The sequence below is a fragment of the Massilia polaris genome (assembly GCF_012927275.1).
GTDB lineage: Bacteria > Pseudomonadota > Gammaproteobacteria > Burkholderiales > Burkholderiaceae_D > Telluria_A > Telluria_A polaris.
Genome location: NZ_JABBGG010000005.1, coordinates 139,945 through 156,209, shown reverse-complemented (window position 1 = coordinate 156,209; position 16,265 = coordinate 139,945). Strand labels below are relative to the sequence as shown.

At 62.4% G+C, this 16,265-nt stretch carries 12 protein-coding genes and 1 tRNA gene; 3 read left to right on the top strand and 10 right to left on the bottom strand.

Annotated elements, in window-relative coordinates:
• Positions 1-60: 60 nt before the first annotated feature.
• From HHL21_RS10400 to HHL21_RS10385, 4 genes are all read right to left on the bottom strand, one after another.
• Positions 61-951 carry a hypothetical protein gene (locus HHL21_RS10400; RefSeq protein WP_169465440.1) on the bottom strand — a complete coding sequence of 297 codons (891 nt, stop codon included), beginning with the start codon at positions 949-951 and terminating at the stop codon, positions 61-63.
• A gap of 169 nt (positions 952-1,120) precedes the next feature.
• Positions 1,121-1,801 (bottom strand): tRNA (guanosine(46)-N7)-methyltransferase TrmB, encoded by a 681-nt coding sequence (gene trmB / locus HHL21_RS10395; RefSeq protein WP_169465438.1) that lies wholly within the window; start codon positions 1,799-1,801, stop codon positions 1,121-1,123.
• Between the two features lie 164 nt (positions 1,802-1,965).
• Complete coding sequence (locus tag HHL21_RS10390; RefSeq protein ID WP_169465436.1) at positions 1,966-2,388, bottom strand: DUF4019 domain-containing protein; 423 nt, start codon at positions 2,386-2,388, stop codon at positions 1,966-1,968.
• A 119-nt stretch (positions 2,389-2,507) separates the two neighbouring features.
• Positions 2,508-2,581: transfer RNA gene (locus tag HHL21_RS10385), tRNA-Gly, on the bottom strand.
• Between the two features lie 132 nt (positions 2,582-2,713).
• Between HHL21_RS10385 and HHL21_RS10380 the strand changes: the two genes are divergently transcribed.
• From HHL21_RS10380 to ahpF, 3 genes are all read left to right on the top strand, one after another.
• Positions 2,714-4,756: a DUF4214 domain-containing protein gene (locus HHL21_RS10380; RefSeq protein WP_169465434.1), complete on the top strand. Its 2,043-nt coding sequence runs from the start codon at positions 2,714-2,716 to the stop codon at positions 4,754-4,756.
• A 259-nt stretch (positions 4,757-5,015) separates the two neighbouring features.
• A complete protein-coding gene (gene ahpC / locus HHL21_RS10375; protein WP_169465431.1) occupies positions 5,016-5,579 on the top strand; it encodes an alkyl hydroperoxide reductase subunit C in 564 nt (187 codons plus the stop codon).
• A gap of 108 nt (positions 5,580-5,687) precedes the next feature.
• Positions 5,688-7,283 (top strand): alkyl hydroperoxide reductase subunit F, encoded by a 1,596-nt coding sequence (gene ahpF / locus HHL21_RS10370; RefSeq protein WP_169465430.1) that lies wholly within the window; start codon positions 5,688-5,690, stop codon positions 7,281-7,283.
• 57 nt (positions 7,284-7,340) lie between these two features.
• Here ahpF and HHL21_RS10365 read toward each other — a convergent pair whose 3' ends face one another.
• From HHL21_RS10365 to HHL21_RS10340, 6 genes are all read right to left on the bottom strand, one after another.
• Positions 7,341-8,381, bottom strand: a complete 1,041-nt coding sequence (locus HHL21_RS10365) for a TraB/GumN family protein (protein ID WP_169465428.1) — start codon at positions 8,379-8,381, stop codon at positions 7,341-7,343.
• Positions 8,382-8,469: 88 nt separating this feature from the next.
• A complete protein-coding gene (locus HHL21_RS10360; RefSeq protein WP_169465425.1) occupies positions 8,470-9,984 on the bottom strand; it encodes a UdgX family uracil-DNA binding protein in 1,515 nt (504 codons plus the stop codon).
• Positions 9,960-11,189: a putative DNA modification/repair radical SAM protein gene (locus tag HHL21_RS10355; protein WP_169465422.1), complete on the bottom strand. Its 1,230-nt coding sequence runs from the start codon at positions 11,187-11,189 to the stop codon at positions 9,960-9,962. The genes HHL21_RS10360 and HHL21_RS10355 overlap by 25 nt, the downstream gene beginning before the upstream one ends.
• 84 nt (positions 11,190-11,273) lie before the next feature.
• Positions 11,274-12,266 (bottom strand): IS1595 family transposase, encoded by a 993-nt coding sequence (locus HHL21_RS10350; protein WP_169465420.1) that lies wholly within the window; start codon positions 12,264-12,266, stop codon positions 11,274-11,276.
• 134 nt (positions 12,267-12,400) lie between these two features.
• Complete coding sequence (locus tag HHL21_RS10345; RefSeq protein ID WP_169465418.1) at positions 12,401-13,402, bottom strand: TraB/GumN family protein; 1,002 nt, start codon at positions 13,400-13,402, stop codon at positions 12,401-12,403.
• Between the two features lie 56 nt (positions 13,403-13,458).
• Complete coding sequence (locus tag HHL21_RS10340) at positions 13,459-16,242, bottom strand: M16 family metallopeptidase (protein WP_169465416.1); 2,784 nt, start codon at positions 16,240-16,242, stop codon at positions 13,459-13,461.
• Positions 16,243-16,265: the final 23 nt, after the last annotated feature.

Below are 16,265 nucleotides of genomic sequence, written 5' to 3'. Positions count from 1 at the left end.
TGCCCTCTTCTTGTTATTAGCCGGCCGCGCCGGGCACCCATCGCAATGCATCCCCTTGGTCTAAGGCGCGACCAGCGCGTTGTAGATGCGCCTTGCGACATGTTGGTCTTCGAGGTAGCCGGATATGCCGTGGTGGTTGGCCGTGGGATTGTTCACACCGGTGTTGTTTTCAACTTGCGGGAAAACCGCAAAATGATCCGACGTCAGCGGGAACAGCGATACCACATCGCGCTTGTCCATCGCGTTGTACCAGTGATCGACGTTTTTCGGATGGGCGACGGGCGGCAACCTCGCCTTTACTGCACTGACCGCGAGCGGGGATCCGAGCGTAACAAACAAAGGAACGCGCAGCGCCGGTGCGGCATCGTCATTGCTCAGCACGTTATAGGCGATGACGGTGCCGAGCGAATGGCTCACAACGACGGCTTCGCTGTCCGGCAAGAACGCGGACCTGACGCCTTTATCCATTTCGATGCGAAACGGTGTTTGGTGAAGGTATTGATAGACGTCGTTGGTGAACAATGCCACGCTGGCTGCGCTGACTCCCGGCGCCGTTTTATCCAGCACGCTGAGGATCGCCTGCACCCATCCCCAATTCAACGGGCCCCGCCTGATGTCGAGGCCGCGCGTTGCCGCCTCGATCTCGGCCTGGGAAAGCTTGCCCGCGCTGACCATCTCGGCAAGGTAGGCTTCAAAGAATTCCTCTTCACTCGCAGAAAGGTCGAGACCGCGAACAACCACATCGGCAGCATCGTTGCTGCTGAGGCCGTGCGCCATTTGATCCAGCGTGTCCCCGTAATAAGGAAAGCGGATCCGCTCATCGGGCAGGGCTAATGTGAGACCGCTTTTCGCAAGCCCAGCTTTGAGCGAATCGATCCATTCATTCTTGAGGGCCAACGAGTCTTTTTGGTGCTGCGCGCGCCCGTGCACGAAAATCAGGTGTCGATTCACGATCTGCCTCCGGTGGCCAACAGGTGTGTGGTGGCCCGATGCCCGTAGCGCCACGCGGTCTACGCATCAGTTTGGCAGGTGATTGGAAAATTACAATAGTGATTCGCGAAAAATCGTTGCGTGCGCAACGCCGCCGGCCGGCTTGCAGCTGTGCAGCGTAAGGCGCGCGCTATTTCTTAACGAACACCAGGTCCCACACGCCGTGCCCGAGCTTGAGGCCGCGGTTCTCGAACTTGGTCAGCGGACGGTATGCCGGCTGCGGCGCATAGCCTTCTGCGGTATTCTCCAGCATCGGCTCTGCGCCCAGTACTTCCAGCATCTGCACCGCATAATCTTCCCAGTCGGTCGCGCAGTGAAGGTAGCCGCCCGGCCCCAACTTCTGCGCCAGCAGCTTGACGAACGGCCCCTGAATGAGGCGGCGCTTGTTGTGGCGCGCCTTGTGCCATGGGTCCGGGAAAAACACATGGACACCCGCCAGCGACCCGTCCGGAATCATCTGGTTCAGCACCTCGACCGCGTCATGCTGGATCAGGCGCAGGTTGGCGATCCCTTGTTCGCCGATCTGTTTGAGCAGGCTGCCGACACCCGGCGTATGCACTTCGACACCGATGAAGTCCTTCTCCGGCATCGCGCGCGCGATGTGCGACGTGGTGTCGCCCATGCCGAAGCCGATCTCGAGGATCACCGGTGCCTTGCGGCCGAACGCCTGCTCGTAATCGAGCGGCGCCTTGGTGTATTCGATCAGGAATTTTGGTCCCAGTTCTTCGAGCGCGCGCGCCTGCGCCACCGACAGGCGGCCGGCCCGCGTGACGAAGCTGCGGATGCGGTGTTCGGTTGGGTCGTAAAGCATCGGCCGGTTCGGGCCGGTTGGTGGCGTATCAGAGGACATGGAATGCGGAATTCAGGAACTGGAAAACAGCCAGCGCGGGCTGTACGGGACCGCCATTATAGCCTACGCAAAAGACCGTTCCGGGCCGCGCAAGCGGAATGCGGAGCGTAACCCTGCCCGCCCAGTCAGCGGATGCCATATGCGCCCACCTTCCATATGCCATTCGCATCCTTGATGGGCGTGACGGTTTCCGCGGCACTTACCCTGTTTGCGAAGCGTGTTTCGTATTCAAGGATGACGTACTGTCCGGCGGAAAGGTCGGGAAGCGTTTCTGCGTAATTGGCCCACTTGAGGCGCCGGGCGACGACGGGACCGAGCGGCGCGCGTTGAGCAGGCACGCTGGCTTTCCAGCGCGGGCGTGACACTGCACGCTGGAGTTGAGGTGCAGCCTGGTCCCAGCTTGCTGCATACTGGCCGGAATCAAGCAGGCCGAGCCATGCGACCGCCGCCTCCTGGCCTTTGTAGACCGCGCTGGCGCGCTGGGCTGTTGCAGGCGGCGCGACAAGCATGCTCGCGCAGACGACAACAATGGCGGCAATGATTTTCACGACTACCTCGCGCCTGCAAAGGAGTGCAGGTCGATCCGATTATAGCCGCGCAGGCGGCGAGGTGACGCTGGCGTCGGCAGGTTCGGACGCAGGCTGTATCCGTACCCGGAAATATCCGATGGAGCGGGTGAAGGGAATCGAACCCTCGTCGTAAGCTTGGGAAGCTTCTGCTCTACCATTGAGCTACACCCGCGGACACTGCATTTTACGCGGCTTATGGCATGTTTGACAAATTTCCAACACGGCAGATATGATGGACTGTTTCCTTAGACCAACCAAAACGTGATGCAATGATGTGCTGCGCACGCTACTGCCGAAAGCCTCCATGAAAAACACGCTCCTCGCGTCCCTTATGCTTTTATTGCTCGGATGCGGCGACCAGGATGCAGTAGAGAAAGCGTCACTGGTTGAGAGTCGGAGCTCGTCCAAAACAAGTCAGTCCACGCTCACGTCCGTAAAGGTGGACGGTTACCGTGCAGCGTATGATGTCACCCTTGCAGGCGACGGCGTCCGGGTTGTCCATCGCGCCTCGGGCGCAGCAACAACGTACGGCAGCATCGAGCAGCTTGAATTCATCGACCGCGTGACGGTGTTGAGCACAGACGGCATCGAGGCCGCGGTGTACCGCTTGTACCAGGCGGCATTCGACCGCAAGCCCGATGCGCATGGACTGGGATTCTGGATCGACGCGGCCCGCAAAGGGGCGAGCCTGAGAGTTATCGCCGAAGGCTTCATGGCCAGTCCGGAATTTGCAGCGCTATATGGCAGCGGCGACACGCAAAGTTTCCTGGTGCGCGTCTACAAGAACGTCCTTCATCGCGAGCCCGACGCCGGGGGACTTGACTGGTGGATGGGAACTTTGGCAGCTGGCACAGCACGAGTGGATGTGTTGGTCGGCTTTAGCGACAGTGGCGAGAACAAGTTGAACGTCAGCCCCGATTTTGTCGCAGGACTCGACTTCGCGCCCTACCGCAAGCTGACCGATCATGTCGCTGTCAGAACCAACATTTTCGGTTCGCCACCGGTCGATACGCATACCCAGGTAGTGGTCGGCGTCAAGCAACTTGGAACCGACAGCTTCGTCCTGACATCCGCCTATTGGGATTTCGGCCGCGCCGGTGCCGACCGTTTTCGCGCAGGACCCCAGTACCTGCTCAAGTGGGACGCTACTCGCATGGTCGACAATTCCGCGATTGTCGCTGGTGGCATCCCGGCCATGTACCAGGCCGAAATCTCGGGCGCCGTCGGCGACATCAACCATGACGGAACCGCTGACATTATCCTCGGCGGCAACGGTCCCGATGGCGAGGGCGTGAAAAGTGAGCCAAGTTATGTCCTGCTCAGCAAAGGGACGGCGTATGAGCGCCTTCTGGTGCCAAACGGCGCGCTGACACCCGATGCCTTTCCGTGGGCCCATGGCCTGACCACCGTCCAGCGCCGCGGCACGGCGACGAGGTCCATATACATCGGCGATTACACATATGGCCCGTCCTATCTCGTCGACCTGGGCAGCAGCGGACAGCTGGCGATCGCGGCCAATGCGCTTCCGGCCTTCCTTGGGAAGCGCACCGCGCTCTCATGGGGCGGCTCCGCTGCCGACATGGGAACGACAGCGGCCCTGGGGGTCGACCTGGACGGCGATGGCGTCGAGGAGCTGGTCGTCGGCACCCTGTTTAACTGGACTGCGGAACATACCAATCCAGCACTCAACAAGATCCACACAGTGATCGTTCGCCAGGACCACAACGGAAGTTTCGCGCAGGCGCAGCCGCTGGCCCTGCCCAACGGCCCGTTTGCGAAACGCGACTGCTATCAAAAGACCGATTGCTCAAGCCTGACCGTCAAGCAGATCGATGCTGCAGACTTCAATCGCGATGGACGGACGGATTTGGTCGTCACGCACCATGTGTATGGGACCGATGTAGCCGGCCGCAACTTCACCGGATCGTATCCGCAAATCCTGATCAACCGGGGCAGTCTCTCCTTCGAAGACGCCACGCAAGCGTACTTTGGCAAGAACATGACTGACCTGGAGGGCGGCTATGTTCACGCCCTCCCCTTTGATCTGAACAGCGACGGCTGCCAGGACATCGTATTGCGGGGGGACGCCAATAACCGCAAGCAGCCGCGCGTTTTCCTTAATAACTGCAAGGGTGGGTTCGTCGAATTCACCGATGAATTCCTGACGCTGGTGCCGAAGGTCGACGGCATCCACGAACAGGTTTTTGGCGGGATCCCGGTAACACTCGGCGGAAAACCAGCGATCCTGCTGTGGTCCACCGGAGGTAGCTATCCGGTGACGAACATGCACGCGGTGCAGTTCGCGACGAAAATTCCAACCCCAACGGGAAGCAAGGTCGTATTCTAAAAGGGAGCTTCGGCTCCACCTTTAAACGCTACCTGCGGACACCACATCATGTGCGTGTCCAATCCTGTCAGCCAAATTCCAACGCGCCAGCAGCAGAGCTGGCCGCGTCATGCCCAGTAGCAACAGCTCAATAGCATTTTCAATCACACCGATTAATACAACCAATCAGGCGCAGCTGCATATTGGGGTATCATGATTCCAATGAGTTCTTCTCATTCGATAGTTTTTATTAACCGGCACCTAATCACGAGGATCTCCCATGTCACTGATCAATACTCAAGTTCCTGCGTTCAAAACCCAGGCTTTCCACAACGGTAAATTTGTTGAAGTTTCCAACGAAACCCTCAAAGGCAAGTGGTCGGTCATCATTTTCATGCCTGCGGCGTTCACCTTCAACTGCCCAACCGAAGTGGAAGATGCGGCCGACAACTACGCCGAGTTCCAGAAAGCCGGCGCTGAGGTGTACATCGTCACCACCGATACCCACTTCTCGCACAAAGTCTGGCACGAGACCTCGCCAGCCGTCGGCAAGGCCCAGTTCCCACTGGTTGGCGACCCAACCCACGCGCTGACCCGCGCTTTCGACGTGCACATCGACGAAGAAGGCCTGGCACTGCGCGGCACCTTCATCGTCAACCCGGAAGGCGTCATCAAGACCCTGGAAGTCCATGACAACGCGATCGCCCGCGACGTCACGGAAACCCTGCGCAAGCTGAAGGCTGCCCAGTTCGTTGCCTCCCACCCTGGCCAGGTTTGCCCTGCCAAGTGGAACGAAGGCGCCAAGACCTTGACCCCATCGCTGGACCTGGTCGGCAAGATCTAAATAGTACCGGTACAGAAGGGCGCGCTGCCTTGCCGTCCTTCTGCCCCTCGGGGCCCTTTGCACGGGCCCGCGCTTCGAACTGCAAGGCACTTTCATACGGATACCGACATGCTTGACGCCACCTTAAAAACTCAGTTGCAGGCCTATTTGCAGAACCTGCGCGGCCCGATCACGCTCATTGCCACGCTGGACGACAGCGCCAAAAGTGCGGAACTGCGTGAACTGTTGGCCGACATCGCCAGTCTGTCCGACAAAGTCAGTGTCGACGAATCGGGCAGCGACAGCCGTTCGCCGTCGTTCGTCATCGCCCGACAAGGCGAAATCCGTGGCGTTCGCTTCGCCGCGATTCCTTTGGGCCACGAATTTACCTCGCTGGTGCTGGCCCTGCTGTGGACCGGCGGCCATCCGCCAAAAGTCGAAGCGGAAGTGCTCGACCAGATCAAGTCCTTCGATGGCGGCGACTTCGAGGTGTACATGTCCCTCTCCTGCCACAACTGCCCGGACGTGGTGCAGGCCGCCGCGCTGATGGCAATCTACAACCCGAATATCAACACCGTGATCATCGATGGCGGCATGTACCAGGCCGAAGTCGAAACCCGCCAGGTGATGGCGGTCCCGATGGTGTTCAAGGACAACAACCTGTTCGGTTCCGGCCGCATGACGCTGGAAGAAATCGTCGCCAAGCTGGACGTCAATTCCACCGACCGCGAAGCCACGAAGCTGAACGAAAAAGCGCCGTTCGACGTGCTGATCGTCGGCGGCGGCCCGGCTGGCGCGGCAGCTGCGGTGTACGCAGCACGCAAGGGCATTCGTGTCGGCGTGGCGGCGGAGCGCTTCGGCGGCCAGACCAACGACACCATGGCCATTGAAAACTACATCTCCGTGCTCGAGACGGATGGTCCGAAATTCGCCCTCGCGCTGGAGGCGCAGGTGCGCCACTACGACGTGGACATCATGAACCTGCAGCGCGCCGACCGTATCGTGCCGGCGCCGACGCCGGGCGGCCTGGTGGCCGTGCACATGGCAAACGGCGGCGTACTGCATTCGCGCAGCGTAATCGTCTCCACCGGCGCGCGGTGGCGCAACGTGAACGTGCCAGGCGAAGCGGAGTACAAGAACAAGGGCGTGGCGTATTGCCCGCACTGTGACGGCCCGCTGTTCAAGGGCAAGCGCGTGGCAGTGATCGGTGGCGGCAACTCCGGCATCGAGGCGGCCATCGACCTGGCCGGCATTGTGCAGCACGTGACGGTGATCGAATTCGCCGACGCGCTCAAGGCCGACGCGGTGCTGGTGAACAAGCTGAAAAGCCTGGCCAACGTCACCATCCATGTCAACGCCCAGACCACGCAAATCACCGGCGACGGCCAGAAGGTCAACGGCATCAGCTACAAGGACCGGGTCAGCAGCGAGATCCACCACGTGGAGCTGGAAGGCGTGTTCGTGCAGATTGGCCTGGTGCCAAATACGGAGTTCCTGAAAGGGACTCTGGAGCTGAGCAAATTCGGCGAGATCGTCGTCGATGCCAAGTGCCACACCAGCCTGCCTGGCGTGTTCGCGGCCGGCGACGTGACGACGGTGCCGTACAAGCAGATCGTTATCGCTGCGGGCGAAGGCTCCAAGGCTGCGCTGAGCGCGTTTGACTATCTGATCCGCCAGCCGGTGGACGTGCCGGCTGAGTCCGTTGAAGAAGCGGTAGCGGCGTAAGCGCGCTACCCACGCCGGCCCTGTTTCCCAGGGCCGGCCTTTTGTTTTACCACCGTGTCACTCGGGGGCCTCGACCTGATACCCCCTGGCTTGAAGATCGGCCAGTACGCCCTTCGGATCCAGGATTCTCTTGAGCGGCATCACCGCGAAGGTCGACGCGTTGTTCGCCAGCGCCAGCTCCGCTGCAGCGACCCACGCTTGCTGCATGCGTGCGTCCAGGCTCTGAACCTGCGGCTGATCCTTCATCATGGCGCTGTTCATGATGGCTGAGTGACAGGCCTCGCCACCGTCCACAAACACAAGCTTGCGGATCGTTTCGAGGTCGCCCCTGGCCCAGGCGTTCGCGCGGATGCGCATCGCCTCGAGGTCCGTTTCAAGCCGTTCGATCGTCTTGGAAAAGCACGCAAGGTCGTCAAGCGACGATTTCTTGAAATTCCTTACTGACTGGACCGGACTATCGAACGACAGGTCGACCTGGGGTTTGGTGATCTTCAGCCGGTTTTTCTCGGCGAGCCTGGCGATGGCTTCCGTCACGTCGCGGCCGGACGCCAGGCCATGCTTGTCGAGCGCGTTGCCGAACAGGTCGCCCGCGGCGAAGACCGGCCTGCGGCGTTCGATGCGCTCATGGTTCCAGATGTACTTGTCCCTCAGGGGTATCCAGCGCGCGTACATGTCCGGCGGCAGCACATCTTTCAGCAATGCGCCATCGGGGTTCTTATCGGCGCCTATGGCGAACGGCAACGCCCGGGCGATCTGGAACAGCGGAACCTTCGGCGACGGGGGCCACAACATTTCTTGCGACTTCGCGAGGATGGCCTCGACCTCTTGCGAACGCCATTCCATCTTCTTCGGCAGCGGCGAGTAGGTGCCGAACACCCACAACACATGATCGCCATTCGACACCTTCCACAAACCGGGGCCGGGCCGCTGGCCGACGACCAGTATCTTTTCCGGAGCAGCCTCCTCCGGCGCAGCCTGCTGCTCCGCCGCCTGCGCTGCCAGCTGCGCATCGGCGACGGTGGCGCCAGCGGCGGTTTGGGCCAGCGCCGACGCGGCAAGAAGACTGGCGATAACTGCGGCAACGAAGCGTTTCCACATGAATGGCGGTCCTATTGATTCCGGAGCGCTGAGAGTACCTTCTTTACCGCCGTGTTCAAAATTGTTTTCAATGCATATGCGCGCAAGCTCAATCCGCCGGCGCCGCAGCAAGGAGTGCGACGGCCTGCCTGAATCCCGCGACCATCGCGGCAAATGCCTGGGCCTTGGCATCCTCCCCCGGCACCCGCAGCACGTAGCTCGGATGATAGACGGCAACGACCCACCTGCCCTCGTGCATGAATGGGCGCTCTATCGCGTCCTTGAGCGTGGCATGCGAATCACCGGTCACGGCCTTGAGCGCGGTGCTGCCCATCGCCACAATGACGCCGGGCGCGACCTGCTTCAACTCGCGTTCGAGCCAGTAACTGCACGCCTCGACCTCACGCTGGGCCGGCGTCTTGTGCAGGCGACGCCTGCCGCGCGGTTCCCATTTGAAGTGTTTTACCGCATTGGTGAGGTAAACTTTGCTGCGGTCGAGTTCGGCGTCGGCCATCGCGCGGTCGAGCAGCTTGCCCGCCGGCCCGACAAACGGCTCGCCGGCCAGGTCTTCCTGGTCGCCGGGCTGTTCGCCCACCAGCATGATGCGCGCGCGCCTGGGGCCGGCGCCACCCACCGCCTGCGTCGCATTCGTCCACAGGTCGCAGCGGCGGCACTGGTCCAGCGAGGTCGGTGCGTCGCGCTGCGGCTGGGCCTTGCTGGCGGAGATCGGGATTGCCGTTCCCGTCCGCTGCCCGACGCTTTTCGTTTGCCCGACCCTGCGGGCGCCGGCGGCGGCCTGCGTCACCATCTCCGGCACGATGCTGCCTTCGGGCAGGTTCTTCCAGAAGCGCGAGGGGATGTGCGAGTGCAGCAGGTCGGCGTTGAGCCGTGCCGGGTTGAAGATGCTGCGATAATACGTCAGCCACAACGCTTCGCCGGCGTCGTCGATTTCTTCGGGGCCGCGCATCAGCGGGCCGGTGGTGTGCAGGTTCGCGCCATCCCACATGACGCTCGCATCGGGCGTGGCGATCATCCAGGTGACGCGGCCCATGCGGCTCGCGAAGTGGCGCGCCACCTGCGGCAATACGTCATGGCTCGGCTCGAACCAGGCGACAAAGCGCGGCGGCCCCGCGTCTTCGCGTCGTTCGCGGAACCGGATGTAGGCGTGCATGTCGTGCTCTTCCCGATGAACCGCCTTCACCATCGAGTGCAGCCTGGCGCCGTCTTCGTCGGCTGCGGAGATCACGTCTTTTTCACCCCGGCCCCAGCGCCACAGAACGAGGTACAGGAAGGCCCAGCGGTTCGGCACGCGGCAGCATGCGGCGGTTTGCAGCATCTCCATCAGTTCGCGCGATATGCGTACCGTACTGGTAGCTGCATCGGGCGGCGCGTCGCCCGCCTTCCCGGCGCCCGCAGGTTCTTCTTCCTCATCGACGCAGGCGACCGGGTTGGAGAACAGGTCGGCATCGTCCTTGCTCGATACCCACTGGACCGAGTGCGGTTCAACCTTGTGCGCGAGCAGGTCGCGCGCCGCGCCGCGCCACTGGCCGAAGGAGTTGACCAGTACCGGTCGGCCAGCCGCCACCGCGGCTGCCGCGCTCACGCGGCCTGAAGTTCCGTCCATAGGTCCAGCTGCCGCGGCTGCTCGGCCATCGAGCGGCGCAGCACCTCCGATGCGGCGGCGCCTTGCACCGGTCGATAGTCGGCCGCGACGATGAAGGGCGCGATTTTCTTCATGCTGCATCGCAGCCGCACCAGGTCGGCGTAGCGGATGCGGCGCAGCCGGCGCAGCTCGACCAGGCGGCGCGCATTGCGCAGGCCGATGCCGGGTACGCGCGAAATCATGCTCTCCTCGGCCATGTTCAGGTCGAGCGGGAAATGCTCGCGGTGCGCCAGCGCCCAGGCCAGCTTGGGGTCGATGTCGAGCGCGAGGTTGCCCGCCCCGGGCAGCAGCTCGTTTGCCTGGAACCCGTAGCTGCGCAGCAGGAAGTCGGCCTGGTACAGGCGGTGCTCGTGCTGCATCGGCGGCGGCGCCAGCGGCACGCTGCCGGGGCTTTGCGGGATCGGGCTGAACGCCGAGTAGTACACGCGCTTGAGCTTGTAGCTGCCGTACAGCGTTTCCGCCGTCGACAGGATGGTCTGGTCGTCGCTGGCGTCCGCGCCGACGATCATTTGCGTGCTCTGCCCTGCCGGAGCAAACTTGGGTGACCGGGGCTCCTCCGCCTTTTCGTCCAGCTTGCGGCGGATCGCGCCCATCGCCAGCTTGATCGTGTGGACGCTTTTTTCGGGCGCGAGACGATTGACGGCCGCTTCGGTCGGCAGCTCGATGTTGACGCTGAGGCGGTCGGCATAGCGGCCGGCGGCGGCGATCAGCGCCGGGTCGGCGTCGGGAATGGTTTTCAGGTGGATGTAGCCGCGGAACTGGTGCACCTCGCGCAGTTCGCGCGCGATGGCGACCAACTGCTCCATCGTGTAGTCGGCCGACTGGATGATGCCCGAGCTGAGGAACAGCCCGTCGATGTAGTTGCGCAGGTAGAAGTCAGTGGTCAGCTTGACCACTTCGGCCACCGAGAAGCGGGCGCGCGGCACGTTCGAGGTGCGCCGGTTGACGCAGTACTGGCAGTCGTAAACGCAGAAATTGGTCAGCAGGATCTTGAGCAGCGAAACGCAGCGCCCGTCCGGCGTATAGCTGTGGCAGATGCCCATGCCGCTGGTTGCGCCGAACCCGTCCTTGCCTTCGGACGAGCGCTTCGGCGCGCCGCTGCTTGCGCAGGATGCATCGTACTTGGCCGCATCGGCCAAAATTTCCAGCTTGTCCGTCAGTTCCATTTCGGGCTATCTACTGTAGATATATAATGGGTATCCAGTTAGCTCCACAATCACCGAACCACTGGATATACATACAGTAGTATACTACTCCGAATTTTTCGACCGCGCGCGCGTTTTTTTGACCACATCGCCGTACGTGACGGGGCTCGTCACGACGGCTTGCTGGAGCAATCTGTAGAAGAGCATCCCACGCGAGCTTGAGCTGCGCCGATTGAAGCGAAACACGAATTCATCCAGATAAGCATCGAGGTGTGCGGGCTGCACCGCGCCATGGTGTGTGCCCAAGATCCAGCGCTTGAGCAGCGCTGCGACGCGATGCACACCCGGCATGGAAGCATGGGCGGCGATGTCCAATCCGAGCAGCACGGTGCGTTGGTGGAGGTAGCCAAGCTCGCGCAGCGTGCGGTAGGCAGCAGACCCATCCGTATGCACCGTGGCGCCCGGTTCAATGGCCTGCTCAACGAAGGGAAGAACGCTGGCAGCGGAGTCATCGCCGATGCGCTGCAGGCGGATTCTCCCGAAGCCTTTAGGTTCAAGCATTTCCACTGCGATGACTATGAGCGTCTTGGCGGTGTTGTTCTTGCGTCCCTTCGCAGCGACCGGGTTTTGACGATCGCTAATGGCCAGGTAGGTCTCGTCGACTTCAACCTTGCCATGAAGCCGTTCGCGTCCGGGACGCACCATCGCTGCGCGGAAGCGGTGCAGCATCGCCCAAGCCGTCTGGTAACTTCCCAGGCCCAGAACGCGCTGCAAACCCAGGGCATTCACGCCTTGCTTCTGGCTGGTCAAATACCACGCAGCAGCGAGCCACACTCGCAGCGGCGTGCGCGTCTTTTCAAAGATCGTGCCGGCGGTGACAGTGCACTGATGGCCGCAGTCCCGGCATACCATGCGACCGCGGCTTGACCTGTAGGGCTGGTCAATGCAGCTGCACGCAGGGCACACGAATCCGGCCGGCCACCGCAATCTTTCCAGATACGAAAGACAGGCTTCTTCGGACGCAAACCAAGTCAGGAATTCGTTCCAGTCGGTGGGGTAGTCTTCGCCCGCTTTTGGGGCTAATATATGGATATCCATACAGTGATTCTAACTTCACTGGAGCTAAATGGATACCCCATATATATACAGTATGCTAGCACAATGAGGGAGGGGCGCACCGTGTTGCCGTGCGCGCCACTGCGGCCCGTATGAGACGGCGCTTCCGCAGCTCCTTACTCCGGTTTTTCGACCATATAGCCTCGCGCCTGCATCGCGGCGACCAAGCCGTTCGGGTCAAGGATTTCCTTCATGCTGAGCATCGCGAAGGTGGACTTGTTGATCGCCAGCGATTTTTCGGCGGCCGCGAGCCATTTTTCCCGCGCCCGCACCTTCATCGTACGGATCTCCGGCTGGATATCGGCGACAACGCTGGTCATGACCGCGTCGGCACAGGCCTCGTCGCGGTCGGCAAATTTCAGGCTTTCGATCACGGCAATGTCCCCCTTGGCCCAGGCGTTGGCGCGAACCCGCATAGCGTCCAGGTCAGTCTCAAGTCGTTCGATGGCCCGGGAAAAACAAACTACGTCGTTCAGCGTCGACTTCTTGAACGCGCGGATGGTTTTTACCGGAGACTCGACCTCTGTGGTAACCCCCGTCCACGTCGTCTTGACCTTGTATTTCTTTGCAATGGCGTAAAGCTGCTTATCGATGCCGGTATTTCCCGACAGTCCCGCGTGTGCCAGGCCCTTGCGAAACAGTTCATCCGAAGCAAACATCGGCCGCTCGCGCTCGATGCCGTCGTTGTCGCCGATGTACTTCGCCTTCAGCGGAAGCCATCGCGCGTAAACCTCGGCCGGCACCACGTCCTGCAGCCTGGCGCCATCCGGATTGTTCTTGAAACCGACCATGAACGGCAGCGCGGTCACCGCGCTATAACCGGCGGCTATACCGGTCGATGGCTGGGACAGGAACTCTTGCGATTGAGATAGCTTCGCCTCGACCTCGTGCGCGCGCCACTCCATCTTCTCCGGCAGCGGCGAATAGGCGCCGAATACCCACAACACGTGCTCGCCCTTGCTGATTTTCCACAGGCCGGGACCCGGGCGTTGACCGAGCACCAAAATTTTCTCCGGCGCCGGTTCCGCCGCGGACGGCTCCGGCGCTGGTTCGGACTGCGCCCATGCGGGAACGGCGAGGAAACCCAGGCACAGTAGTGGAACATAATGCTTGAACATGAATGGCATTCCTTCTAGATGATGATTGCGGCGCTCACGCGTCCGCCGGTCTGGCGCTATCGAGCCGCTGGCGTGCCGTCCGCGTTCAGGGTCGTGACTTCTCCCCAGCCAAGCTCGCGCACGCCCGCTTCAATCCTGCGCAGGTCGCCGATGACCAGCCACACCACTTCACCGGGCCGGACGAACTTGCTTGCCGCCGCGTTCAGTTGCGGTTCGGTCAGGCCGCGGATCTTGCCGGCGTAAGCCGACCAGTAGCTGTCCGGCAGCCCAAGGTTGAGCGAGGTGATCGCCGCCGACTCCAGCGCGCTGAGGGTCGCGAAGCGCCCGGCCAGCCGCGACGTCATGTTGCGCATGATGCTGGTGTACTCTTGGCCCGCAAGTGGGCGCTCACCTGCAACGCCTTTGATCTCTTTCGCCACTTCCAGCATCGACTCCCTGGTCTTGTCGGTCTGGACCGGCGCGACCACGATGAAAGCGCGCTGGCCGCGCGGCATCGTCAACTCGCCCGAGGTGCCGTAGCTCCAGTGCTTGTCGAGTCGCAGGTTGCGGTTCAGGCGCGACGTCGCCATGCCGCCGAAGTTCTGCATCACCGGCTCCATCGCCAGGTCTTCCGGCTGGCCCGGCGTCTCGGATACGTGCGCGGCGACGATGGTCGATTGCGGCGCACCCGGCTTGTCGATCAGGTACAGCTTCTTGCCCTGCGTGCGCGCTACCGTGCCGACCTGCTTCGCTGGCGCGGTCCCGGCCTTCCAGCCGCCGAAGCTCGCTTCCAGCGCCGGCACCAGCTGCGCCAGCGTGGTGTCGCCGGTGACGATGATGGTGGCATTGCCCGGCTTGAACCAGCTGGCATGCCAGCGCGCCAGGTCGTCGCGCGTGATCTTCGCTACCGTCGCCTCGTACCCGGTAGCCGGTTTGCCATACGCATGCGCTTCGCCGTACAGAAGACCCGGCAGGATGCGCTGGACGAGCGCGTTCGGCTGCGCGCGTTCCTGCGCGATCTGCGCCAGCCTGCGCTGCTTCTGCAGCGTGAACTGGTCGGCCGGGAACGCCGGATTGAGTGACGCGTCGGCCATCAGCGCGAGCGATGGGCGCAAGGCCGCCGTGATCGACTGCAGGCGCACGATCGACAGGTCGGTCCCGGTCGAGGTGGACAGGTTCGCGCCCAGCGAGGCCAGGTCGTCGGCCAGCGTGAAGACGTCGCGCGATTTGCTGCCCTTGTCGAACAGGTCGAGCGCGAGCGAGGCAGTACCTGCCTTGGCCGCGCTGTCGGAGGCGGTGCCGGCATCGACCACCAGGGCCGCGTTGACGATCGGCGCCGAATGGCGTTCGAGCAGGACCACTTTCAGGCCGTTCGACAAGGTGGCGCGCTGGATGGCGGGGAAGCTGACGTCGGGCGCGGCGCCCAGTGCCGGCAGCACCTTGCGGTCCAGCGCCGATTTATCGGCAGCCAGTTTGGCGAACGGCCGCACCGTCATCGTGTAGTGGTGTGCGCGCAGCCATTTCTGCGCGGCGGCCCTGACCTGGGCCGGCGTCGCGGTGGCCATCGCTTCAAGGCGGTTGAGGTAGGCGTCGGGCTGGCCGGCATACGTCATGTGCTCGGCCAGCACGTCAGAGCGTCCGCCGAAGCCGCCCAGCCGCTCGATCGAACGGGAGAAGGCCGCAAGGTTGCCGGTCTGCGAACGGCGCACCGGCTCAGGCGCCGGCCCATTCTCGATCAGCGTATTGAGCACGGCGTCCATTTCGCGCTCGACTTCGGCCGGATCGACACCCGGCTTCACGGTAACGACGATGTTGAACCTGCTTCCAAGTTCGGCATCGTCGACGTAGCTGTTCACGGCGGTCGCGAGGCCCTTCTCGTACACCAGGCGGCGCGGCAGCGGCGAGGCGCGCGAACCGGCCAGCGCACCGACGAACAGGCCAAGGTGCTGCAGTTCCGGGTCTTTCCAGGATGGTGCGTGGTAGCTGCGGTAGATGCGCGCCTGCGGCACCTGGTCTTCCATCTCGTCGCGGATGTCGCGGTCGAGCTTTGGAATCCAGGTCTCGGTGCGCGGCAACGGAGGGCCCGGCGGAATCGCGCCGAAGTACTTCTTCACCAGTTCAAGCGCACGCTCCGGCGTGATGTCGCCAGCCAGCGACAGCACCGCATTGTTCGGGCCGTAGTAGGTGCGGTACCAGTTGCGGATGTCTTCCAGCGACGCCGCGTTCAGGTCGTCCATGCTGCCGATCGGCGACCACGAATACGGGTGCGAATACGGGTACATCTTGGCGTCGATCTCGTAATGCACGCGGCCATACGGCTGGTTGTCGCCCTGGCGCTTTTCGTTCTGCACCACGCCGCGCTCGCGCTCGAGCATCTCCTTCGAAATGTAATTGGCGAGGAAGCCCATGCGGTCCGATTCGAGGAACAGCGTGCGCTCCAGCGCCGACACCGGCACGTCTTCGAAGAAGTTGGTGCGGTCGGTGTTGGTGGTGCCGTTGCGGTTGTTGGCGCCGAGGTCGTCCATCGCTTCGCGGAAGCCGTGCGGATAGTTTTCGGAACCGTTGAAGAAGAAGTGTTCGAACAGGTGCGCGAAGCCGGTCTTGCCGCGCGCCTCGTTGCGCGATCCGACGTGGTACCAGACGTTGACGCCGACGACCGGCGTGCTGCGGTCTTCATGGACGATCAGGGTCAGGCCATTGGCCAGCACGAATTTCTTGTGCGGGATCGTGTAGGGCTTACGGTCGAATACCGCTGGCGCGCTGACGCTGGCCTGCACCGCGGTTGCGGCGCTCGCGGGAATGGAAACGGGCGTGACCAGCGAAAGGCCAAGCGCGACGGACATCAGCATCGTATGCTTCATGTAGTCACCTGTACGGAGGGGAG

Coding starts and splice junctions, on each gene's coding strand:
- HHL21_RS10365 (WP_169465428.1), bottom strand. CDS start 8,381: ATGTGGAAACGCTTCGTTGCCGCAGTTATCGCCAGTCTTCTTGCCGCG.
- HHL21_RS10345 (WP_169465418.1), bottom strand. CDS start 13,402: ATGTTCAAGCATTATGTTCCACTACTGTGCCTGGGTTTCCTCGCCGTT.
- HHL21_RS10340 (WP_169465416.1), bottom strand. CDS start 16,242: ATGAAGCATACGATGCTGATGTCCGTCGCGCTTGGCCTTTCGCTGGTC.
- HHL21_RS10380 (WP_169465434.1), top strand. CDS start 2,714: ATGAAAAACACGCTCCTCGCGTCCCTTATGCTTTTATTGCTCGGATGC.
- trmB (WP_169465438.1), bottom strand. CDS start 1,801: ATGCTTTACGACCCAACCGAACACCGCATCCGCAGCTTCGTCACGCGG.
- ahpF (WP_169465430.1), top strand. CDS start 5,688: ATGCTTGACGCCACCTTAAAAACTCAGTTGCAGGCCTATTTGCAGAAC.
- HHL21_RS10355 (WP_169465422.1), bottom strand. CDS start 11,189: ATGGAACTGACGGACAAGCTGGAAATTTTGGCCGATGCGGCCAAGTAC.
- ahpC (WP_169465431.1), top strand. CDS start 5,016: ATGTCACTGATCAATACTCAAGTTCCTGCGTTCAAAACCCAGGCTTTC.
- HHL21_RS10350 (WP_169465420.1), bottom strand. CDS start 12,266: ATGGATATCCATATATTAGCCCCAAAAGCGGGCGAAGACTACCCCACC.
- HHL21_RS10360 (WP_169465425.1), bottom strand. CDS start 9,984: ATGGACGGAACTTCAGGCCGCGTGAGCGCGGCAGCCGCGGTGGCGGCT.